Source organism: Martelella lutilitoris, from assembly GCF_016598595.1.
GTDB classification, from domain to species: domain Bacteria; phylum Pseudomonadota; class Alphaproteobacteria; order Rhizobiales; family Rhizobiaceae; genus Martelella; species Martelella lutilitoris_A.
In genome coordinates this window covers 3,636,720-3,658,724 of sequence record NZ_CP066786.1, presented here as the reverse complement: position 1 = coordinate 3,658,724, position 22,005 = coordinate 3,636,720, and the positions used below count along the sequence as shown (strand labels likewise).

Below are 22,005 nucleotides of genomic sequence, written 5' to 3'. Positions count from 1 at the left end.
TTCGGCTGCAAACAAAAACGCCCCGGATCACTCCGGAGCGTCTGAGATGGTGCGGTATCGATCCTGTGATGCCTGTCGGCCCGAAACCGCGGCAATCGCGATTTCCCGTGAGCGTTCCCTGGCTCAGAGCTTCACAGTGACATTGCCCTTGCCTTCGAGGATCACGCCTTCGGCGGTTTCCGCAATGCCGGCATCCCCGGCGCTGGCTACAGAGGCGATGTTCTGCAAGCGCAGGCGCCACGGGCGGCTTCCATCTTCCGCCGTGATGGTCAGCGTGTCGCCCGTGCGGGACACGGCCAGTTCCTGCGCTTTCGCGCCCTTTTCGGCGAAGATCGTGGCTTTCGCCGTCTTGCCGTCTTCGAGCGCGTAGAGAGCAAAGAGCGCGCCTTCCGCATAGTCGTAGTCCGGCTTGTCGTCGACCGCGCCCCAGACGATGAGGCTTGAGGGGCGGACGTAAAGCGGCAGGCTCATGAAGTCGTGGTTTTCGATGCGCCAACTGCCGCCCTCGACCTCTTCTCCGGTGAGAAGATGCGTCCAGCGGCCTTTCGGCAGGTAGATTTCGACGTCACCCGATTTGTCGAGAACCGGCGCCACCAGAAGCTTTTCGCCGAGCATGTACTGGCGGTCGAGCACGTCGCAGGTGCGGTCTTCCGGAAACTCCAGCATCATGGCGCGCATCACCGGCAGGCCGGTCTTGGGCGCTTCGCAGGCAGCCTCGTAAATCGTCGGCATCAGGCGCATCTTCAGCTTGGTGAAGAAGCGCAGAACATCGACGGCTTCTTCGTCATAGAGCCACGGCACGCGGTAGGACTTGGAGCCGTGCAGGCGCGAATGGCTGGAGAGCAGGCCGAAGGCGCACCAGCGCTTGTAGACATCGGCTTCAGCCGTTGCCTCGAAGCCGCCTATGTCATGGCTCCAGAAGCCGAAGCCGGAAAGGCCGAGCGACAGGCCGCCGCGCAGAGACTCCGCCATGGATTCATAATCCGAATAGCAGTCGCCGCCCCAGTGAACCGGGAATTGCTGGCCGCCGGTGGTGGCGGAGCGGGCAAACAGCACCGCTTCGTCCTCGCCCTTCGTCTCCTGCAGGGCCTCGTAGACGACCTTGTTGTAGAGGAAGGTGTAGTAGTTGTGCATGGTCTCGGCGTCGGAGCCGTCATGATAGGCAACGTCGACCGGAATGCGCTCGCCGAAATCGGTCTTGAAGCAGTCGACGCCCTGGGCCACCAGATCCTTCAGATAACCGGCATACCAGTCGCAGGCTTGCCGGTTGGTGAAGTCGACCACGGCCTGGCCGGGCTGCCAGCGGTCCCACTGCCAGACGGAACCGTCCGGGCGCTTGATCAGGTAGCCGTTTTCCTTGCCCTCGTCGAAGAGCTTGGATTCCTGGGCGATATAGGGATTGATCCAGACGCAGATGTTGAGGCCGCGCTCCTTGTAGCGCTTCAGCATGGCTTCCGGCTCCGGGAAGGTCTCCGGGTCCCATTCGAAATCGCACCAGTGCAGGCCGCGCATCCAGAAGCAGTCGAAATGGAAAACATGCAACGGAATGTCGCGCTCTGCCATGCCGTCGAGGAAGCTGGTGACCGTTGCCTCGTCATATTCGGTGGTGAACGATGTCGTCAGCCACAGGCCGAAGGACCAGCGGGCCGGCAGCGCCGGGCGGCCGGTGAGCTTTGTATAGCGGTCGATAACGCCCTTGGGGTCCGGCCCGTCGATGACGTAATATTCGAGGCTTTCGCCCGGAACGGAGAACAGCGCCTTGTGAACCTTTTCCGAGCCGACTTCGAACTCGACGCGGCCCGGATTGTTGACGAAAACGCCCCAGCCGCGATTGGTAAGGAAGAAGGGGATGTTCTTGTAGGCCTGGTCGGTGTTGGCGCCGCCGTCGCGGTTCCAGATATCGACCATCTGGCCGTTCTTGACGAACTCGGTGAAACGCTCGCCAAGACCATAGATCTTGGTGCCGACGCCGAGGCTCAGACGTTCGAACATATGGGTGCGGTCATTGTCGTCGTGGTCGATGGCATGGCCGCCGGCCTTGTAGTCGGAACCGGTGATCAGTTTGCCGTCACGCAGGAATTCGAGGTTCCAGCGGCCGTTCATGGCGATGCGGGCGGTGAGGTTGCCGCTTTTCAGCGTGGCAAACTCGTCCGTGATCTCGATTTCCGGCGCAAAGCCTTCGTCCGGATAGAGGTCGAAATGCGGGCCCTTGTCGAGACCGCCGCGGAAGTGCTCGCTCTTCACCCCGATCATGCCTTCCATCGGCGCGGAGAGGGTGAGGATGATCAGCCGGGCATTGATCTGGTTGGCGCGGTCGTTCATCGGCCAGGTGGTGGCGCGGATGACGAGATTGCCGTCCTTCACGCGGGCATCGAAGACCTCGAGCGGCTGGTTGAGGTCGAAATTCTGGCGCACATGCCAGTTGCCGTCCATGATTTTCATGTGTGTATTCCTTTGAATTCTGGGAGCGGTGGCGGGGAGAGGCGCCATCGCTCACCGCAAGATCAGCCGGTCAGAGCCGGATGCCGGTCTCGCGATCGAAGATGTGGATGAGTTCCGGGGCGATCCGCATGTTCAGCGGCTCGCCGGGCGTCACGGCGGCGCGGTCGTTGATGACAACGGCGATCTCCGGGTCGCTGTCGGTGAACAGGAAGGTCGTCGCGCCCGTGGCTTCGGCGATCCTGAGCGGCAGGCTGAACTGGGCGTCCTGCGCCGAAACCAGCTCGAGATGTTCGGGTCTCAGGCCCACGGTCACCTTGCGACCGGCCTCAAGCTTGCCCGCATAGGGCAGAACGTCGCCGTCACCGAGTTCGAGCTTCAGGCTGTGGCCGTCCTCGCCCACAATTGCCGGCAGGAAATTCATCGCAGGAGAGCCGATGAAGCCGGCGACGAACTGGTTTGCCGGGCTGTCATAGAGTTCGAGCGGCGCGCCTTGCTGCTCGATCCGGCCTTCCTTCATCAGGACGACGCGGTCGGCCATGGTCATGGCCTCGATCTGGTCATGGGTGACATAGACCGAGGTTGCGCCGAGGCGATCATGCAGCGTGCGGATTTCCTTGCGCATGTGAACACGCAGCGCCGCATCGAGGTTGGACAGCGGTTCGTCGAAGAGGAAGGCCTTCGGATCGCGGATGATGGCGCGGCTCATGGCCACGCGCTGGCGCTGGCCGCCGGAGAGTTCGCGCGGATAGCGTTCCAGCAGGTTGGAAAGCCCCGTGGTATCGGCCACTTCGCGGGCTTTCACCTGGGCATCCTTCTTCTTCATGCCGTGGGTGCGCAGGCTGTAGGTCAGGTTTTCCTCGACCGTCATATGCGGATAGAGGGCATAGGACTGGAACACCATGGCGATGTCGCGCCGGCGCGGCGGCATGTCGTTCATCAGATCGCCGGCGATCTTCACCTCGCCGCCGGAGATCTTTTCCAGACCGGCCAGCGTGCGCAACAGCGTGGACTTGCCGCAACCGGACGGGCCGACAAGCGCGACGAACTCGCCCTTTTCGATCGTGAGGTTGACGTTCTTGAGGGCGTGGTAACGGCCGTAATACTTCTCGACCGCGTTGAATTCGATCTGGGTTGTCATTTCAAAGCTCCCGAGGTCAGGCCGGAGACGATCTTGCGCTGCAGCAGCACGAAGGCAGCGAGGATGGGGGTTACGTAGATCGAGGCGTAGGCCATGATCCGGTTCCAATCGACCGAGTTCGGACCCATGAAGGTGGAGAGACCGACGCTTGCCGGTTGCAGCTCGACGTCCTGGATCAGCGACTTGGAGTAAACGAATTCGCCAAAGGCCTGCATGAAGATCAACAGCGCGCTGACAAGGATGCCGTTGCGGGCAAGCGGCAGCACGATGTGGATGAAGGCGCCGAAGCGGGAATTACCGTCCACGAGGGCGGCCTCTTCAAGCTCCGCCGGCACGTTCATGAAGGTGGCGCGCACCAGCACGACGAAGAACGGCATGGCCTTGGCGGTGATCGCCACGATGACGGCGATGCGCGGGTAATCCAGCAGGCCGATCTGCGAGAAACCGACAAAGATCGGGGTGACCATCAGGGAGGCCGGCAGAACCTGAAGCATCAGCACGAGGAACAGGCCGACATCGACCCACACACTGCGGTAGCGGGCCAGGACATAGGCGCAGCCCGAGCCGAGCGTGGCGATGAACAGGACGGCGCAGCTGGCGATGATCAGCGAGTTCTTCAGATAGGTCGCCATGTGGCGCTCGACCCAGACGCCGGCAAAGACGTCCCATTGCGGGTTCGGCGGCACGAAGCTCGGCGGTGCGGCAAACATCGCCGTGCTGGTTTTCAGCGCGGTCACATACATCCAGTAGAGCGGGAAGAGATAGATGGCTGCCAATACCAGACCGCAGGCGATCAGCAGGGTGTTTCGGGTTTTCGGGGTCATCCGCGCACCTCATGGCGGGTCGAGCGCACATAGAAGACGGCCGCGATGATGACGAGTGTAATCATCAGCACCGAAACGGTCGCGCCGCGTGCGAAATCGTATTCACGGAAGGAAAGCTGCCAGGCCCAGTACTGGGCGACGTTCGAGGAATTGTTCGGGCCGCCATCGGTGATCGCGGCAAACAGGTCGAACTGCTGGAGGGTGAAGATCAGGCCGAGCGACAGAAGCGCACCGATCGTCGGGCGCATCATCGGCAGCGTGATCGTGTAGAAGCGGCGGAATGCATTGGCGCCGTCAAGGCTTGCGGCTTCATAGAGATCCTTCGGAATGGCGGCGAGGCCGACCGAAAGCAGGATCATGTTGAAGGCGGTGCCGAACCAGATATTGGTGATGATCACGCTCCACAGCGCGAAATCCGGAGACGATCGCCAGAAGATCGGGTCGTCAATGACGCCGATCGACTGCAGGAAGAAGTTGATCACGCCGAAGTCGCCGGCCAGAAGCCAGTTCCAGATCGCGCCGGTCACAAGACCCGGCATGACCCAGGACACGAGAAACAGGCCGCGCAGATAGGTCGAGCCCGGAAACTGCATGTTGAAGAACAGCGCTAGGAAGAACCCGAAGAGGAATTGACCGCCGAGCGAGCAGAGCACGAAGATCAGCGTGTTGCCGAAGATCGGCCAGGCCTGCGGATCGGTCAGCACCGCGATATAGTTGTCGAGGCCGACAAAGGGACGAAAGAAGGTGCCGAGACTGAAGATGTCCACTTCCTGAAAGCTCATGATCACGTTGTAGACCAGAGCCGAACCGGAAATCGCGATCAGAAAGATGAGCGGAATGCCCACCAATAACAGATCGAAACCACGGCCATCCCAGAGCGTTGAGAGCGCCTTGCGCATTGTTGAAGCTCCCTTGGGCGATTAAACGGATGAAACCCGGGATATCAGGCAAGCCGGCCCCGTCCACGCCCTTTTTGGGGCGTGGCGGGCTATCCCGGGTTTCAGGAAAGGCAGATTACTTTCCGGTGATCTTGTCGATCTGGGCCTGGGCCTGGTCAAGCGCCTGCTGCGGCGTCTGCGAACCGGCGAGTGCCGACTGCAGGGCCGTCTGGATGGCCTTGGAGATCTTCGGCCATTCCGGGTGCGGGCCACGCGGCTGGGCGTACTGCATCTGCTCCAGGAAGACCTGCAGCGCTTCGTCCTTGGCCTCGTTGCCAGTCGGCGGGATCTCGATATCATTGCGGGCCGGGATCTGGCCGAAGCGCTCGAACAGATCCTTGTCCTGCTCCGCGAAGAACTCAAGCGCCTTGAAGGCTTCTTCCGGGTGCTTGGTGGAGGAGAAGATCACCCAGTTATAGTCGCCCATGGCAGACGAACGCTGCGCATCTTCCGACGGGATCGGCAGGAGGGAAACGCCCCAGTCGAATTCCGCCTCGTCGGCCGTGCGGTTGATTTCCCAGGGGCCGGAAATCGCCATCGCCGCATTGCCTGCGTTGAAGGTTGCCGTCGACGCCCACTGCGTGCGCGATACGGTATCCGGCGATGCCAGGCCTTCATCGAGAAGCGTCTTGAAGAAGGTAAGCGCCTCGACGCCGCCCTCGCCGTTGATGTTGTCATAGCTGCCGCCGGCCATCTGCACGAAGGGCAGGAACTGGAAAGTCCCTTCTTCCGAGGCCTTGGCCGAGAAGGCGACGCCGTAAACATCGTTTTCCGGATCGTTGAGGATCCGGGCATCCTCGATCAGTTCGTCCCAGGTCTTCGGCGGCTCGTCAATGCCGGCTTCCTCGAGCATGTCCTTGTTGTAGTAGAGCGCGATCGTGTTGGTCGCCTTCGGGACGCCGTAGATGCGGCCGTCCCAGGTGGCAGACGCCATCGGGCCTTCGAAATACTCGTCGACATTGATGATGTCCGACTGTTCGATCATGTCCGTCAGGTCCAGGAGGGCGCCGTTGGCGGCCAGCATCGCCGTGTCGGGATTGTCGACGGCGAAGATGTCCGGTGCACGGCCGACCGAATAGGCGCGCATCGCCTCGCTCATCAGGTCGGCGAAGTTGACCTCGCGGTAGACCACGTCGATATTGGGTTCGCTTTCGTCAAATTCGCGAGCGAGATCCGGCGTCGGCTGGCCGGTCTTGTCGACGGTCCAGATATTCAGCGTGACCGGTTCCTGCGCAAGCGTCGGAACAGCCGTTCCAAGGCTCAGGGCAGCAGCGGATACACACAGCATTAGTTTGGCGCGATTCATAAATTGCCTCCCGTATAGGTTTTTCCGGCCGTCCTCGGCCGGCTTCGGCGGATTTCGTTTTCTGGCGACCCGGTACCGCTTCTCTTCAGTTCCCGCAGACGCGGCTCCCTTTCGCGGTCATTGACTTTTCAGTCCCGAAATCGCTAAAACACGCTCCGTAAACGTTTACGACAATAGACACGGACCTGTTCTGCTGTCAATAGAGGTACGAACCTCAAAATTGGAGAGACCATGACGGGCATTCGTCAGCTCGCGAACCACCTGCAACTTTCGATTGGTACGGTCTCGCGTGCGCTGAACGGCAAGGCGGACGTGAATGCGCAGACGCGCGAGCGGGTTTTGAAGGCGGCGGTGGAGCTCGGTTATGTGCCCAACCAGTCTGGCCGAAGCCTCAGGAAGGGGACGACAAGCACGGTCGGCCTGATCCTGACGCAAGGCAACAGCCTGGGCGAGAACAACGACAACTTCTTTTTCGGGGTGATCCACGGCCTGCAGGCCGCATTGAAGAAACACAAGCTCGATCTGGTGCTTCTTCTGTGCGCGCGCGACGAGGATCCCGACAGTTTTCTCCAGCGCATGGTGGCCCAGCGCATCGTTGATGCGGTGATCCTGACGGCGACCCGCACGCACGATGAACGCTTCGATATATTGAGGCGTGCCAACATGCCGTTCGTGACGCTCGGACGCAGTGAAAGCCTTGGCGACGCCTCCTGGATCGACCTTGATTTTGAGGGGATTGCCCGCAGTTCTGTTGCGCGTCTGTGCCGACGGGGCCACCGGCGCATTGCGGTGGCCGTGCCGAATGTGGATGCCAATCTCGGCCCGCTGTTCCTGGAGGGCTACCGGCAGGGACTTGCCGATTGCGGCCTGCCGTTCGACGAGAACATCGTCTTTCATGCCGAGACCAGCGAGGAGGGCGGCTATGATGTCGCCGGCAAGGTGCTGGCAACCGAGGACCGGCCAACCGCGATCCTGCTGATCGCCGAACTGATGTCGGTCGGCCTCTATCGCCGGTTGGGGGAGGCGGGACTGACGCCCGGCCGCGACCTTGCCGTGATTGCCGAGCGCGAAAGCCCCGTGGGGCGTTTCCTGCTGCCGCGACTCACCTGTTTCCGGCTTGATCTCGATGCTCTGGGGCGCATGCTTGGAGAAATGCTGCTCGCCAATCTGCCGGCCTTTGCCGAGAACTACAAGGACGTGCCGAGAGGCAAGATCTGGCCGCTGGAACTGGTCGAAGGGGAAAGCGATCCGCCGCTCAGGCGCGAAGAGCGGTCTCGGCCGACCGGTTGATGGCGCTTTGGCCGGTCACGACACGGGGGCTTGGCCGCAAAAGATCAACCTCTTTGGGAGAGCGGGTCTTGTCAAACCCGCGTCAATTGCCATGGTGTCTTCAGCATTTTGAAAAGACGAAAGGCAGGCTTCCAATGGCGAATATTGCATTTCTCGGTCTGGGCGTGATGGGCTATCCGATGGCCGGTCATCTGGTCCGGAAAGGCCATCAGGTGACGGTCTATAACCGCACGGCGGCAAAGGCGGAAAAATGGACCGGCGATTACGAGGGATGCACGGCTGAAACGCCGGCCGCCGCCGCGAACGGCAAGGACATCGTTTTCTGCTGCGTCGGCAATGACGACGATCTGCGCGAGGTCGTGCTTGGCGAGAACGGCGCGCTTTCGGCCATGAAGGAAGGTTCGGTTTTCGTCGATCACACCACTGCCTCGGCCGAAGTCGCGCGCGAGCTTTATGCGGCCGCGAAGGAAAAGGGCATTGCCTTTGTCGACGCTCCGGTTTCCGGCGGCGAATCCGGCGCGGTGAACGGCGTCCTGACCGTCATGTGCGGTGGCGACGAGGCCGATTTCGAGCGCGCGCGACCGGTGATGGAAAGCTATGGCCGTTCGGTCAGGCGCGTCGGCGAGGCCGGCAGCGGGCAGCTTGCCAAGATGGTCAACCAGATCTGCATCGGCGGTCTGGTGCAGGCGCTGTCCGAAGGCATTCACTTTGCCCAGAAGGCCGGGATCGATGTCGACATCGTGCTTGACATCATCACCAAGGGTGCTGCCGGTTCCTGGCAGATGGAAAATCGCGGCGCAACGATGAACGAGGGCAAGTTCGATTTCGGCTTCGCCGTCGACCTGATGCGAAAGGACCTCGATATTTGCCTGACCGAGGCCCGCCGCAACGGCGCGTCGCTGCCGGTCACGGCCCTTGTCGACCAGTTCTATGCCGATATCCAGAAGGATGGCGGCGGCCGCTGGGATACGTCGAGCCTTATCAAACGGCTGAAATAAGGGCACGAGGCAGCCTGCGACCGGACGGGGAAACCACGATGCTGATTGCGCAGATCACCGATACGCATCTTGTTCTCGGCGGGCGAAAGCTTGCCGGGCGGTTCGATACCGAGGCCGCATTCGACCGCCTGATGCAAAGCCTTGCCGATCAGCCGGTGAAGCCGGACCTGATCCTGTTTTCAGGTGATCTGTGCGAAGACGCGGGAGAGGCGGAATGCCTTCATATCGGCCGGGCGCTCCGGTCGCTCGGCATTCCGGCGCTGGCGGTTCCGGGCAATCACGATGCCCGCGCGCCGATGCTGAAGGGGCTTGAAGGCATGGTGGGGGAGACAGGCTCCGGGCATCTCTGCATCGAGGATGCCGCTCATCCCGTCACCATACTGGGCCTTGATACGCTGGTGGACGGCGCGCCGCAGGGCGCGCTTTGCACCGCGCGGCTCGCATGGTTGGAAGGCGCGCTGAGCCGGAACAGCGGTGAGGAGGTTCTGATCTTCATGCATCACCCGCCGATCGACACGGGCCAGCGCAATATGGATGCGATCGCGCTTGGCGAAGGATGTGCGCGTTTCGCGGAACTCGTTGCCGGGCATGGCGGCATCAAGGCGATTCTCTGCGGTCACATGCACCGGGCGATCACCGGCAGCCTTGCAGGCGTGCCGGTGTTCATTGCGCCATCCGCGTCGCACCAACTGGCGCTCGACCTGCGCGAAAACCAGCCCTACCGCTTTTCCGGTGATCCGGCGCAATACGCGCTTCACATCGTCGAGCCGGGAAAGTCAATCGTCAGCCATCTCGTAACGGTGTAGGCGGAAAGCTCAGGCCCCGCCGCGCGCCGCCCAAAGCGCTCCCCGGCGGATGATCTCGGTCACCTGCGGCACCTGCAGGTCGGCAAGCTCATGGCCGATGGAGCAGTAGAAGACGCGGCCCTTGTCCCAGCGGCGCTTCCACACGACGGGGATGACCGTGCCCTCGATCCACCAGAGATGGTCGCCGGAAAAGGTCGTGGTCGCGAGAACCTCGTTCGACGGGTCCGTCAGCATGTAATACTGCTCGGAGCGCAGCCGGAAGCTCCTGATGCCCGCGACGATCGGGTCGGCGGGTCGGCAGATGGTGACATCGTAGTCGATATAGTCCTCGCGCGGCTGCAGGTTGTCGGGCCAGCCGGGCGGGTGGGCGACGAACTGGCCGCCGATGAGGAAATGATAGGTCGGCCGATCGCGAAAGGCATCGCCCATATGACCGTGCCAGCCGGCAATGCCGCAACCATCGCCGATCAGCTTCAGCAGGCCGTCTTCCTGCGGCTTGGTCATCGTGCCGAATTCCTCGCGGTGGCCGGAGCGCGCCGATGACCAGATCGGGGTGATGAGGTCGACGCCGGCGAGGTCGCCCGGCCGTTCGAGCGGCTCCATCGTGTCGTAGACATCGACGCTGAAGCCGTTTTCCTTGAGCAGATCGGCATACCAGTCCGAGAATTCGCTCGGCGCGTGGCCTTCCCAGCCACCGACAAAAAGGACGGCCTTCATGTCTTTTCCTTTCGCATGAAATTGAGGATCGAGGCCATGTCGCGGGCGCCATAGCCGGCGCGCTCGGCCTCATTCAGTTTCTCGAGCGTCACAAGCCCCTGCGGCATGGCGGTGCCGAATTGGTCCGCAAGCGCCGCCGTGACTTCCATGTCCTTGCGGGCAAGGGCAACCGTAAACGTCACGTCATGGGCGGTTTCATTGAGATAGAGCGGGCGGCGGTATTTCAGCATCGGAGCCGCCGCCGCCGAGGCCTCGATCACGTCAAAGGCCGCTTCCGGGGCAATGCCCGCTGCCTCCGCAAGCGTCATGGCTTCGGCAAGCGTCTGGTTGATGCCGTGGATCAGGGAATTGACGGAGAGCTTCATCACCGCGCCGCGGCCGCTTTCTCCGAGTAAAATGGTCCTTTTGCCGAGCGCATCGAACACCGGAAGGAGCGTCGCGCCAGTTTCGGCGTCGCATCCGGCCATGATCAGCAGAGCCGCATCTTCGGCCGCCTTTGTCGCGCCGGAAACGGGCGCGTCGATCACTGTTGCGCTCTCGGGGGCCGTCAAAGCCAGGCGGGCGATATGATCGGGGCTCATCGTACCCATCTCGACAAACCATCGCGCGCGCTTGCCGGCAAACAGCCCGTCCTCGCCAAAATGCACCGTCTCGGAAGCGGCATCGTCCGCCAGCATGGTGATGACGACGTCAGCATCGTCCGCCAGTTCCCGCGGCGTTTCAGCCGCGCGCGCGCCGGTCTCCGTCGCAAAGCCCGTCGCCTTGCCGGCGGAACGGTTCCAGACGGTCACGTCATGTCCGGCGCGCACCAGATTGCGCGCCATCGCCGCGCCCATGCGGCCAAGCCCTGCAAATCCGATCCGCATCAGCCCGCCTTCTCGACCTCGAGGCCGGAAATGGCCTGGATCAGCCTGTCTTCGGATACCTCTTCGGCTGTGAAGATCTCGGTGATCCGGCCGCTATACATGGCGACGATCCGGTCGGAGACATGCAGCACCTCCGGCATTTCCGAACTGATGACGATGACTGCGTAGCCCTGACGGGCGAGCGCCCGGATGAGGTTGTGGATCTCCGATTTCGAGCCGACATCGATGCCGCGCGTCGGCTCGTCCACGATCAGGATATCGGGATGCATGGAGAGCCATTTGCCGATGACGATCTTCTGCTGGTTGCCGCCGGAAAGATTGCCCGCGAGTTGCCGCCAGCCGGGCGTGCGGATATCGAGCTTGTCGCGATACTGGTCGAAGATGGCGATCTCCGCGCCGTCCGAGACGAAAGGCCCGGCGGTTAGATCGCCGACCTGCGGCAAGGTCATGTTGTCGCGGCAGTTCATGCCGAGCACCAGGCCCTGGCCCTTGCGGTCTTCCGGCACCAGCGAGATGCCGTTCCTGATCGCGTCGATCGGCGAATGCAGCTTCACCGGCTTGCCCTGCAGCAGAATGCGCCCGCCGCTCGGCTCGCGAAGGCCAAAGAGCGTTTCGGCGATTTCCGTGCGGCCGGCGCCGACGAGGCCGTAAAAGCCGACGACCTCGCCCCTTCGGACATCGAAGCTGATATCGCGAAAAAGCCCGTTGCAGGAGAGGTTCTCGACAGCGAGCGCGACCTCGCCCAGCTGTACATGTTCGTGGTTTCGGGTGAGGTCGAGCGAGCGGCCGATCATCAGCCGGGTGATCTCGTCCTCGTTCGTTTCCGCCGTCACCAGCGTGCCCCGGCACTCGCCGTCGCGCAGGACGGTGATGCGGTCGGTGATGTTGAAGATCTCCTCCATGCGGTGGGAGATATAGATGATGCCGACGCCCTGGGCTTTCAGGTCGGCGATCACATCGAAGAGCACGACCTTTTCCGCATCCGTCAGCGATGCCGTCGGCTCATCGAAGATCACAGCCTTGGCGTCGACGGTCAGCGCGCGGGCGATTTCCACCATCTGCTGGTTGGCGATGGAGAGTTCGCCGACGCGGGTTTCCGGCGTAAACCCCGTCCTCAGCTTGTCGAGGATCGCCTGCGTGTCGTCATGCAATCGCTTCCAGTCAACAAGGCCGAACCGCTTCAGCGGCAATTCGCCGAGGAAGATGTTTTCCGCCACCGTGAGCTCGGTTGCGAGGCTGAGTTCCTGGTGGATGAAGACGACGCCCTTGGATTTCGCTTGCAGCGGCGAGGTCATCACCACCGGCTGCTCGTCGATCAGGATGCGGCCGCCGTCCGGCTGGTGAATGCCGCCGAGCACCTTCATCAGCGTCGATTTGCCCGCGCCGTTTTCGCCGACAAGCGCATGGACCTCGCCGGGGCGGATGTCGAGCGAGACGCCGTCGAGCGCACGCACGCCCGGAAAGGTCTTGACGATATTGTCGAGTCTCAGCGTCGGTTTGATGTCACTCATATCCTGAGCTCCCCTCTGCCCTTGCGGTTCAACTGGCGGTCCAGAAACAGGACGGCGATGAGAATGAGCCCGATGACCAGGTTGACGGTTTCGGTATCCGCGCCGATATAGCCGAGGCCCTTGCGCAGAAGCTGGATGGCGATGACGCCGCCGAAGGTGGAGAGGATCGAGCCCGAACCGCCGGCAAGCTTGGTGCCGCCGAGGACCACCGCAGTGATCGCCCACAATTCATAAAGCTCACCGTCATTGGGGTTCACCGAGCCGCTTTCGGAGTAGAACACCACGGCGCTCAATGCCGCGAGAAAGCCGATCAGGATGAAATTGCGCAGGAAATGCGGGCCGACGCGGATGCCGGCATTGATCGCCGCCTCGCGATTGTCGCCGATCGCATAGGCATTGCGGCCATGCACGGTCTTCGTCATCACCAGCCAGATGATGGCGGTGACGGCGAGGAAGAACCAGCTTGCGGTGTGGATGCCGAGAAACTGCGCTTCGGCGAAATCAACCAGTGTCCAGTTAAGATGCGAGGTCGGGTTCTCGCCGTTATACATGAACACGAGGCCGCGATAGCCGAGCATGGCGCCGAGCGTGACGATGAAGGCGTCAACGCCGGTTTTCCAGACGATGAGGCCGTTGAGCCCACCGAGGACGGCGCCCGTCAGAAGCGCCAGCGCCCAGGAGACCGGGATCACCCAATCGCCGAGGCTTGCAAAGATCGGCCATGTCATCGAATCCAGCATGACGATGCCGGCGAGCGCGAAGGTCGCGCCGACGGAAAGGTCGATATTGCCGTTGATCATGATCACCGTCATGCCGATGGCGATGATGCCGATCGGGACCGACTGCTTCAGAAGCAGCAGCATGTTGTCGAAATCCATGAAGGCGGTGTCCGACAGCGACAGGAAGTGCCCGGCGACGGAGAAGAAGATCAGCTCGACGAGGATGAAACCCCAGATCGCGCCCTGCTTGATGTATTTGCTGTAGCTCTGGCTGGTCATGGTCATCTCCTCACGCAATCGGCGACCAGAGACGGCCGCGCTTGGCGGCGATATCGAGCCAGACCGCAAGAATGATGATCACCCAGGTGACGACATACTGGACGTAGAACTGCAGGCCGGCGAGCAGAAGTCCATTCTGGATAAAGCCGAGGATCAGCACGCCGATGACGGTCTTGAACACGGTGCCGGATCCGCCGAGCAGCGACGCGCCGCCGAGGATGACGGCCGCCAGAACCTCCAGTTCCATCCCCTGGCCGACCGTGTTCTGGCTGCCGAGCGAGCGGCTGGCCTGGATGAGGCCGGCGGTCGCCACGCAGAAGGAGGAGATCAGATAGGTGAAGAACACGATACGGGCGCGCGGAATGCCGGAAAAGGTCGCCGCAACTCCGTTGCCGCCGACGGCATAGACCTTGCGGCCGAAGGGCGTCTTGGCAAGCAGCAGGGCAAGAATGATGGCCAGACCCGCGAAGATGACGATCGGGGAGGGGATGCCGAGAATGTCGCCCTGGCCGAAGACGGAAAACCAGGTGTGTTCCTTGTCGGCGATATCCATATTCTTGCCGCCGGAATAGGTCAGCGTCAGGCCGTAGATCGCCGACAGCATGCCGAGCGTGACGATCAGCGAGTTGAGCCGGAGGTAACCGATCAGGAAGCCGTTGAAGGCGCCGAGCGCCAGCGTCATCGCATACATCGCCGGAATGCCGAGAACCGGGCCGAGCCTGTCATGCAGGTCGAGCACGACAATGGTGGAAAAGGACATCATCGAACCGACGGACAGGTCGAGATTGCCGCCGATGACGACGAAGGTGACGCCGAGCGCGATGACGCCCAGAATGGCCGAGGAGCGGATCACGCCCAGAATATTGTCCGGCGCGACAAAGCGCTGGTTGATCAGGGCAAAGCCGATCATGAACACCACGAAGGCGATCAGGATCCCTTGCCGGGCCAGCAATGCGCCCACGTCTTTTCGCGTAAAATTCGCCACAAGCTCCTCCCAAAGCTTCGGTTACCAGGCCATTTCGGGCGTTATTCGCCCTTGTCTTCGCATGCGCGCTTCAAACGAGCGTCATGCCGCCGTCGATCATGACTACCTGCCCGGTCATGTAATCGCTGTCGGGCGAGGCGAGAAAGGTGGTCGTGCCGGTAATGTCGTCCGGCCGGGCCACCTTGCCGCGCAGAATGTCGGCGGAAAATTCGGCCATGGCCTGGCCGGGCTTTTCCGCCGCGCCAATCTCCATCAGATCGCGGTCGACCTGTTCCCACATTTCCGTTGCCACCACGCCGGGCGCAAATCCGGTTACGGTGATGTTGTGTTTGGCCAGATCGCGCGCGCCGGACTGGATCAGCGATATCACGCCCGCCTTCGATGCGCAGTAGGGCGCGACATTGTCGAAGCCCTGCCTGCCGGCGATCGAGGTCGTGTTGATGATCTTGCCGCCGGTCCTCTGGCTGATCATCTGCCGCGCCGCCTCCTGCATGCCGATCAGGCAGCCGAGACCGTTGACGGACATGATGAAATTCCAGTTCTCCTCGGTCACGTCGAGAAAATTCATCGGCCGGTTGACGCCGGCATTGTTGAACTTGACGTCGAGCTTGCCGAAGACCGAAACCGCATGGGCGATCATCGCGCGCACCTGTTCGCGCTTCGTCACGTCGACGATGGCATGGGTAACCCGCCCGCCGTTTCGCGCGGCGCGGTCCCGGTTCTGCTCCTCGACCGCCTTGAGGCTTTCGCCGTTGATGTCGGCAAAGCAGACATCCGCGCCCTCGTCGAGCAGCGCTTCGCCAATCGCGCGGCCGATACCGCGCGCCGCTCCCGTCACGATGCAGGAACGTCCAGAGACACGACCCACTGAGCCTCTCCCGTTATTTGATGTTTGGTTGATTTGGAAAAGGCGGGGGCGCGGGCCTTGCGCCCGGCCCCGCCGCAATCAGGGATAAGGCTTAGAACACCGGCTTGGTGAACTGGTCCATATTGTCCTGGGTGATCTTGGGCGTGTCGAAATAGTTGAGGAAGGGCACGTCCTTGCCGTCGAGCACGTCGATTGCCGTCTGCAGCGCGGCCTCGGCGTCATCGACCGGCGACTGGTAGATCGAGCCCCAGTAATCGCCGTTTTCCATGGCCTCGTAGCCGACGGAGAAGTTTGTCGCGCCGACGAAGATGATGCCGTCGCGGCCGGCGGCCTTGGCGGCGTTGAGCGCGCCGACGCCCATATTGTCGTCGCCGGCATAGACGCCGTCGATGTCGTCATATTTGACGAGGAAGGCTTCCATCACCTTCTGCGACTTTTCCCGGTTCCAGTCGCCGGGCTGCGTTTCCATCAGCGTCACGTTCGGGCAGACTTCCGGAAGGCGATCCTCAAAGCCCTTGGCGCGCTCGATCGCCGTCGTATAGCCCGGCTGGCCGGAGATCTGCACGATCTTGGCTTCATCGGCGATGCCCATGTCCTTGAACTTGTCGCACATGATCTCGGCCGAGCGCGCGCCCTGCGTGATGTTGTCCGGGCCGGAGAAGGAAGCGACGAAATCGAAGCCCGGCTCCGCGATGTTGGAATTGGTGACGATCACCGGAATACCGGCCTTGTGGGCCTTGCGCACGGCCGGAATGACGGCCTCGCCATTGGTCGGCCAGATGATGATGGCGTCGACCTTCTGCTGGATCAAGTCTTCCACCTGGGCGATCTGACGGGCGACGTCGCCGCCTGCGTCGAGGACAACGGTTTCGACGTCGGGGTTGGCGTCGGCCGCGTTGATGAAGGCCTGCTCATAGGTCGTCTGATAGCTGTCAACGCCGACATTGTTCTGCGTGATGCCGATCTTGTAGCTCTCGGCGGATGCGGCGCCTGCAAGGGCGAGCCCCGCAATCGCGGTCGTTGCGGCCAAGGTCAGCCTGGCTGAAAATCTCATATTCCGTTCCTCCCAAACGATAAAATGAATGCATTGCCTCGGCCCTCCGGCAACCGGTCGGGCCTCTCCCGGGCAATGGGCTTTCATACACCACTAATTCGGCGGCAATGGACCTGCCTAAAATATCCAGAATGAATTTTTAATTATCCGTATTGGATTTTTTAGCGATATTTCAGGATCGCGGTTTTGGACAAATAGAGAGGACAACAAATGGCATCGCCAACGAGGCGCAGACCGGAGCACGGTTTGCCGGGACAGATGAATCAGGATATCGCACAAAATATTCAAAATGGATATGGCGCTGCCGTGGCCGGCGGAGCGGAGGCAAAACCTTCCGTTTCCGCCGAGCTGGAGGCCGTCGTGCGGTTCATGGAAGATGTGCTGGTCGAGGTCGATGACGCCACCACGCCGAACGCCCCCAACCCCTATCTCAACATGTGCCTGCATCTTCTGCGCCGGCATCTGGAAGGGCGGATGGTGATCCCCTCGTCGATCATCGCGGCCTCCGGCGTTCCTTACGCGACGGCGACGCGCAAGCTCACCGAACTGCTGGAATCGGGCGCGGTCGAACAGCGCCCGCGTTCGAAATCCGGCAAGAGCGTTTCCCTGCACCCAAGCCCGGAAATGCTGGACAACTGGTGCCAGCTTGCCCGTCGCATCCATCGTCTGGCGGCCGTGCGTTTCGGCGCCGACGGCTTCACCCAGGAGAACGCGGACTATTATTTCGGCGGCTCGTACCAGCCTGGAAAGATGCTGATCGGCCCGCCGCAGGCGCTGCCGACGCCGATGAAGCTTTCGGGCGGCCTGCGCATCCTCGTCCATGGCGACCCGACCTTCATGGTGATGAGCAATCTGAAGCGCCAGTTCGAGCATCTGGTCGGCTGCAATATCCATCAGCGCGCCTTTTCGATCGACCGTCTGCGCGGCGAGGCGCTGCGCAATGCCGAACGCGCCGTCAGCCGCTACGATCTGATCGCCGTCGACCTGCCCTGGCTTGGCGAATTCGTCAAGAAGGGCGTTCTGCGGCCGCTGCCGTCCATCATGGATCTCGACAGGCTCGACCCCGGTGATTTTCACACGGCCGGCTGGCGCGCCGCTCATTGGGACGGCGTGGCCTATGGCGTGCCGAGCCAGACGACGCCCGAGCTGTTCTTCTATCGCCGCGACCTGTTCGCGGAAGCCGCCCTTGAGCCGCCGGAAACCACGGAGGCCGTACTCGAGGCTGCCGCCCGGCTGCACGAGCCGCGCATGGGCGTCTACGGCATTGCCTGGAACGCCGCGCGCGGAACGGCGCTCGGCCACACCTTCATGATGACCTGCGCCGATTTCGGCCAGCCGATCATCAACCTGAAGGAAATCGCCGGCGGTTTCGACGCCGACCATCTGGAGCGCGATGATCTTCATCCGACGATCGACACGCCGAAGGCGCTCGAAGCCGCGGAATATCTGCTGGCGCTGATGGAATTCTCGCCGCCCGACATCCTGTCCATGTCCTGGTACGAGCGCGTGCGGCCCTATGCCGAGGGCAAGGTGGCGATGGCCTATGGCTATACGCTTCTGGCGCCCTATTTCGAGCTCGATCCGCAATCGCCCGCCTTCGGCAATACAGGCTATCTGCCGCATCCGCACGGGCCGGGCGGCACGCCGATCGCGCCGGTCGGCGGCTACGTCTTCGGCGTTCCCGCCAACCTGCCGGAGGAGCGGGTGGACGAGGCTGTCGAGGCGCTGGTCGCCTTCACCTCGCCGGAAGCGCAGAAACTTTTCATCCAGAACGGCAGCCGCACCGCGCCGCGCTATTCCGTCGGTTCCGACCCGGAAGTGCGCCGCCTGTCGCCGATCTTCGAGAGCGTCGACCAGATGTCCTGGCGCGACGAGCTGCAGTTCTGGCCGCGCCCGCCGATCCCGGAAATTTCCGACATCATCCAGATTTGCGGCCATGAGCTGCACGACATGCTGCGCGGCATCGTCAGTCCGAAACAGGCCCTTTCGCGCGCTCAGACGCGCGCGGAAGAGGCCATGCGAAAACGCGTCACATAGGCTCTTTGCAAAGTCAAAGGGCCGGTCAACACGGGAGGAGAGACCATGGACCCCAATCGCCTCAAAGGCAAAAACATCCTGATCACAGGCGGCGCCCAGGGCATGGGCGCGACCAATGCCGAGCATTTCGCCGAGCAGGGCGCCAATGTCTGCATCGGCGATCTTGACCTCGAACTGGGCAAGGCACTCGCTGACAAGATCAACGCCGCCGGCAACGGCCAGGCGATTGCGGTGAAGATGGATGTGACGAGCCGTGATGACAATGAGGCGGCGGTTGCCGCCACCGTCGAGGCCTTCGGCATGATCAATGTCGGCCTGTTCAATGCCGGGGTCAACAAGCCGAAATTCTTCATGGACATCGATGAGGACAATTGGGACTTCATCATGAACGTCAACACCAAGGGCATGTGGCTCGGCATGCAGGCGGTGGCCCGGCAGATGATCAAGCAGGGCAAGCAGGAGCATGTCTACAAGCTGATCAATGTCGGTTCGGTCGCGTCGCGCAAACCGCTTTACGATGTCACCGTTTACTGCACCTCGAAATATGGCTGCCTGGCGCTCACCCATTGCGGCGCGGTCACGCTCGCCGAGCACAATATCACCGTCAACGGCTATGCGCCGGGCGTGGTCAAGACGCCGCTCTGGGCGCAGCTCGACAAGGATCTGGTCGAGATGGGTTTCAAGCAGAAGGAAGGCCAGGCTTTCGAAGACCTCGCGGAGAATGCTCTGGCGCTGAAAAAGGTCTCCTATCCCGACGACGTGAAGGGTACGGCCGCATTCCTCGCCAGCCACGACAGCGACTACATGACCGGCCAGATGATCCATATCGATGGCGGCTGGGTGATCCAGTAGCGCCGCGACGCCCCGATTTTCTGACCATCCATTTCAAACATGCGGGCAGGTGAAGGCCTCGCCCGACGGAGGATATTATGAACCGCGCACTGACACCCAATGTGCTCACCCCGCAGGACCTTCAGCCCAACTGGAACTGGGAGGGGCGGCTTCCCGCATGGGGCCATACGTCCGTCGATTTCGAACGCCGCGTCGATCATGACCGGCTGAGGCGCTACCGCCTGTCGCGCACCCGCCAGGCGCTGAAGAACAGCGATGCGGGCTCGCTGCTGCTCTTCGACGTCAACAATATCCGCTATGTCTCCGCCACCAAGATCGGCGAGTGGGAACGCGACAAGATGTGCCGCTTCTGCCTGCTGACGGGCGATGACGCGCCTTATGTCTGGGATTTCGGCTCCGCCGCCGTGCATCACCGCAAGTTTTCCGACTGGCTGGTGCCGGATCATTGCCGGGCGGGCGTCGTCGGCATGCGTGGCACCATCCCGCCCTCCTTCGGGCTGATGCGGAAATATGCCGAGGAGATCGCCGGTCTCATCCGCGATGCGGGCATGGCCGATATGCCGGTCGGCGTCGACTATGCCGAAACCGCCATGTTCGAGGCGCTGAAGGCTGCAGGCATCAACGTCGTTGACGGCCAGCAGATCATGCTGTCGGCGCGCGAGATCAAGAACTGGGACGAGATCCAGCTTCTCACCCAGGCCGCCAGCATGGTCGATGGCGTCTATCACATGATCTACGAGGAGCTGAAACCGGGCGTGCGCGAGAACGAGATCGTCGCGCTGTCCAACAAGATGCTCTATGAAATGGGCTCCGATGATGTGGAGGCGATCAACGCCATTTCCGGCGAGCGCTGCAATCCGCATCCGCACAATTTCACCGACCGGCTGTTCCGGCCCGGCGATCAGGCCTTCTTCGATATCCTGCAGAGCTATCAAGGCTACCGCACCTGCTATTACCGGACCTTCAATATCGGCCGCTCGACGCCTGCCCAGGTCGATGCCTATGTGAAGGCGCGCGAATGGATCGATGCGTCGATCGCGCTGATCAAGCCGGGCGTGACCACGGATGTGGTGGCCAAGGCATGGCCCAAGGCGGAAGAATTCGGCTTTCCGGACGAACTGTCCGCTTTCGGCCTTCAGTTCGGCCATGGTCTGGGGCTGGCATTGCACGAGCGCCCGATCATCTCGCGGGCGGTGTCGCTCGACAACCCCATGGAAATCCAGACCGGCATGGTGTTCGCGCTGGAAACCTATTGCCCGGCCGCCGACGGCTTCTCCGCCGCCCGCATCGAGGAGGAGGTCGTCGTCACCGACAAGGGGTGCGAGGTGATCTCGCTGTTTCCGGCAGAAGAACTGCCGATCGCCAACCGGTATTGAGGCGGGAAACGTCATGAGCGCTTCAGACAACAAGCATAATCGCGAGGACTATCTGCGCATGTACCGGCAGATGGTCCGCATCCGCACCTTCGAGGATAATGCCAACCAGCTTTATCTCTCCGCCAAGATGCCGGGGCTGACGCATATGTATTCCGGCGAGGAGGCGGTTGCCGTCGGCATCTGCGAGGCGTTGACCGACAGCGACCGGATCACCTCCACCCATCGCGGCCACGGCCATTGCGTTGCCAAGGGGGCAGAGTTCCAGGCGATGTTCTGCGAACTCCTCGGCAAGGAGGAAGGCTATTGCCGGGGCAAGGGCGGGTCGATGCACATCGCCGACCAGAGCCACGGCAATCTCGGCGCCAATGCCATCGTCGGCGGTTCCATGGGTATTGCCACCGGCTCGGCGCTCCGCGCCAAGCTGCAGAAATCCGACGACGTGACGGTCTGCTTCTTCGGTGACGGGGCAACGGCGCAGGGTCTTCTGTACGAGGTCATGAACATGGCGGCGCTCTGGAACCTGCCGGTGATCTATGCCTGCGAGAACAACGGCTATTCGGAGTATACGGCAACGGCCGAGATCGCGGCCGGCTCGATCACCGATCGGGCGCGGGCCTTCGGTATCGAGGCCTTCGAGGTCGACGGGCAGGATGTTCTCGCCGTCAACGAGCTGGCCCGCGAACTTGCCGCGCGCTGCCGTCGCGGCGAGGGGCCGTTCTTCATCGAGCTGCAGACCTATCGCTATCACGGTCACCATGTCGGCGACATCAACCGCGAATACTACCGTTCCAAGGCCGAGGAGAAGGAATGGAAGGAAAACCGCGATCCGATCGAGAAATTCTCGAAGTGGCTGACCGGTGAGGGGATTGCTTCGAGCGAGGAGCTTGAGGCCCTGAAGGCCGAGATCCGCGACGATGCGGCGGCCGCCGTCGACTATGCGCTGAAGGCGAAATACCCGGACGCGCACGAAGTCGACATGCACGTCTTTGCGGACTGAGG

Annotated in this window: 19 protein-coding genes; 7 read left to right on the top strand and 12 right to left on the bottom strand. The window is 62.1% G+C overall.

Annotated features, from left to right (window positions below):
* Nucleotides 1-123: 123 nt before the first annotated feature.
* From yicI to JET14_RS17470, 5 genes are all read right to left on the bottom strand, one after another.
* Nucleotides 124-2,442 carry an alpha-xylosidase gene (yicI, locus tag JET14_RS17490; RefSeq protein ID WP_200335170.1) on the bottom strand — a complete coding sequence of 773 codons (2,319 nt, stop codon included), beginning with the start codon at nt 2,440-2,442 and terminating at the stop codon, nt 124-126.
* A 70-nt stretch (nt 2,443-2,512) separates the two neighbouring features.
* Nucleotides 2,513-3,580, bottom strand: coding sequence for an ABC transporter ATP-binding protein (locus JET14_RS17485; protein WP_200335168.1), 1,068 nt, complete (start codon nt 3,578-3,580; stop codon nt 2,513-2,515).
* Nucleotides 3,577-4,404: a carbohydrate ABC transporter permease gene (locus tag JET14_RS17480; protein ID WP_183487966.1), complete on the bottom strand. Its 828-nt coding sequence runs from the start codon at nt 4,402-4,404 to the stop codon at nt 3,577-3,579. The genes JET14_RS17485 and JET14_RS17480 overlap by 4 nt, the downstream gene beginning before the upstream one ends.
* On the bottom strand, nt 4,401-5,303 hold the full coding sequence (locus tag JET14_RS17475) for a carbohydrate ABC transporter permease (protein WP_200335166.1): 903 nt from the start codon (nt 5,301-5,303) through the stop codon (nt 4,401-4,403). The genes JET14_RS17480 and JET14_RS17475 overlap by 4 nt, the downstream gene beginning before the upstream one ends.
* A 115-nt stretch (nt 5,304-5,418) precedes the next feature.
* The gene (locus JET14_RS17470; protein ID WP_200335164.1) at nt 5,419-6,648 is read right to left on the bottom strand and encodes an ABC transporter substrate-binding protein; all 1,230 of its coding nucleotides are present in this window, start codon (nt 6,646-6,648) and stop codon (nt 5,419-5,421) included.
* A 231-nt stretch (nt 6,649-6,879) separates the two neighbouring features.
* On the opposite strand from JET14_RS17470, the gene JET14_RS17465 reads away from it, so the two are divergent.
* From JET14_RS17465 to JET14_RS17455, 3 genes are all read left to right on the top strand, one after another.
* Nucleotides 6,880-7,938, top strand: coding sequence for a LacI family DNA-binding transcriptional regulator (locus JET14_RS17465; protein ID WP_200335162.1), 1,059 nt, complete (start codon nt 6,880-6,882; stop codon nt 7,936-7,938).
* A 134-nt stretch (nt 7,939-8,072) separates the two neighbouring features.
* Nucleotides 8,073-8,936, top strand: coding sequence for an NAD(P)-dependent oxidoreductase (locus tag JET14_RS17460; RefSeq protein WP_246750362.1), 864 nt, complete (start codon nt 8,073-8,075; stop codon nt 8,934-8,936).
* A gap of 38 nt (nt 8,937-8,974) precedes the next feature.
* On the top strand, nt 8,975-9,742 hold the full coding sequence (locus JET14_RS17455; protein WP_200335159.1) for a phosphodiesterase: 768 nt from the start codon (nt 8,975-8,977) through the stop codon (nt 9,740-9,742).
* A gap of 9 nt (nt 9,743-9,751) precedes the next feature.
* On the opposite strand, the gene JET14_RS17450 is transcribed toward JET14_RS17455, so the two are convergent.
* From JET14_RS17450 to JET14_RS17420, 7 genes are all read right to left on the bottom strand, one after another.
* On the bottom strand, nt 9,752-10,459 hold the full coding sequence (locus JET14_RS17450) for a ThuA domain-containing protein (RefSeq protein WP_200335158.1): 708 nt from the start codon (nt 10,457-10,459) through the stop codon (nt 9,752-9,754).
* Entirely contained in the window at nt 10,456-11,325 is an 870-nt protein-coding gene (locus tag JET14_RS17445) for an NAD(P)-dependent oxidoreductase (protein WP_200335157.1), read from the bottom strand. The genes JET14_RS17450 and JET14_RS17445 overlap by 4 nt, the downstream gene beginning before the upstream one ends.
* Nucleotides 11,325-12,836, bottom strand: coding sequence for a sugar ABC transporter ATP-binding protein (locus JET14_RS17440; RefSeq protein WP_200335156.1), 1,512 nt, complete (start codon nt 12,834-12,836; stop codon nt 11,325-11,327). Before JET14_RS17440 ends, JET14_RS17445 begins: the two co-directional genes overlap by 1 nt.
* The gene (locus tag JET14_RS17435) at nt 12,833-13,834 is read right to left on the bottom strand and encodes an ABC transporter permease (RefSeq protein ID WP_200335155.1); all 1,002 of its coding nucleotides are present in this window, start codon (nt 13,832-13,834) and stop codon (nt 12,833-12,835) included. The genes JET14_RS17440 and JET14_RS17435 overlap by 4 nt, the downstream gene beginning before the upstream one ends.
* A gap of 10 nt (nt 13,835-13,844) precedes the next feature.
* Nucleotides 13,845-14,819 (bottom strand): ABC transporter permease, encoded by a 975-nt coding sequence (locus JET14_RS17430; RefSeq protein WP_200335153.1) that lies wholly within the window; start codon nt 14,817-14,819, stop codon nt 13,845-13,847.
* A 70-nt stretch (nt 14,820-14,889) separates the two neighbouring features.
* Nucleotides 14,890-15,687 (bottom strand): SDR family oxidoreductase, encoded by a 798-nt coding sequence (locus tag JET14_RS17425; protein ID WP_200335152.1) that lies wholly within the window; start codon nt 15,685-15,687, stop codon nt 14,890-14,892.
* A 91-nt stretch (nt 15,688-15,778) separates the two neighbouring features.
* Nucleotides 15,779-16,741: a sugar ABC transporter substrate-binding protein gene (locus tag JET14_RS17420; RefSeq protein WP_200335151.1), complete on the bottom strand. Its 963-nt coding sequence runs from the start codon at nt 16,739-16,741 to the stop codon at nt 15,779-15,781.
* A 306-nt stretch (nt 16,742-17,047) separates the two neighbouring features.
* On the opposite strand from JET14_RS17420, the gene JET14_RS17415 reads away from it, so the two are divergent.
* The 4 genes from JET14_RS17415 (at nt 17,048) to JET14_RS17400 (ending at nt 22,003) form a co-directional block, all read left to right on the top strand.
* A complete protein-coding gene (locus tag JET14_RS17415; RefSeq protein WP_246750361.1) occupies nt 17,048-18,778 on the top strand; it encodes an ABC transporter substrate-binding protein in 1,731 nt (576 codons plus the stop codon).
* 45 nt (nt 18,779-18,823) lie between these two features.
* Nucleotides 18,824-19,630 carry an SDR family NAD(P)-dependent oxidoreductase gene (locus JET14_RS17410; protein WP_200335149.1) on the top strand — a complete coding sequence of 269 codons (807 nt, stop codon included), beginning with the start codon at nt 18,824-18,826 and terminating at the stop codon, nt 19,628-19,630.
* Nucleotides 19,631-19,707: 77 nt separating this feature from the next.
* Entirely contained in the window at nt 19,708-21,006 is a 1,299-nt protein-coding gene (locus JET14_RS17405; RefSeq protein ID WP_200335148.1) for a M24 family metallopeptidase, read from the top strand.
* A gap of 13 nt (nt 21,007-21,019) precedes the next feature.
* Complete coding sequence (locus JET14_RS17400) at nt 21,020-22,003, top strand: thiamine pyrophosphate-dependent dehydrogenase E1 component subunit alpha (RefSeq protein ID WP_200335146.1); 984 nt, start codon at nt 21,020-21,022, stop codon at nt 22,001-22,003.
* The last annotated feature ends 2 nt before the right edge of the window (nt 22,004-22,005 follow it).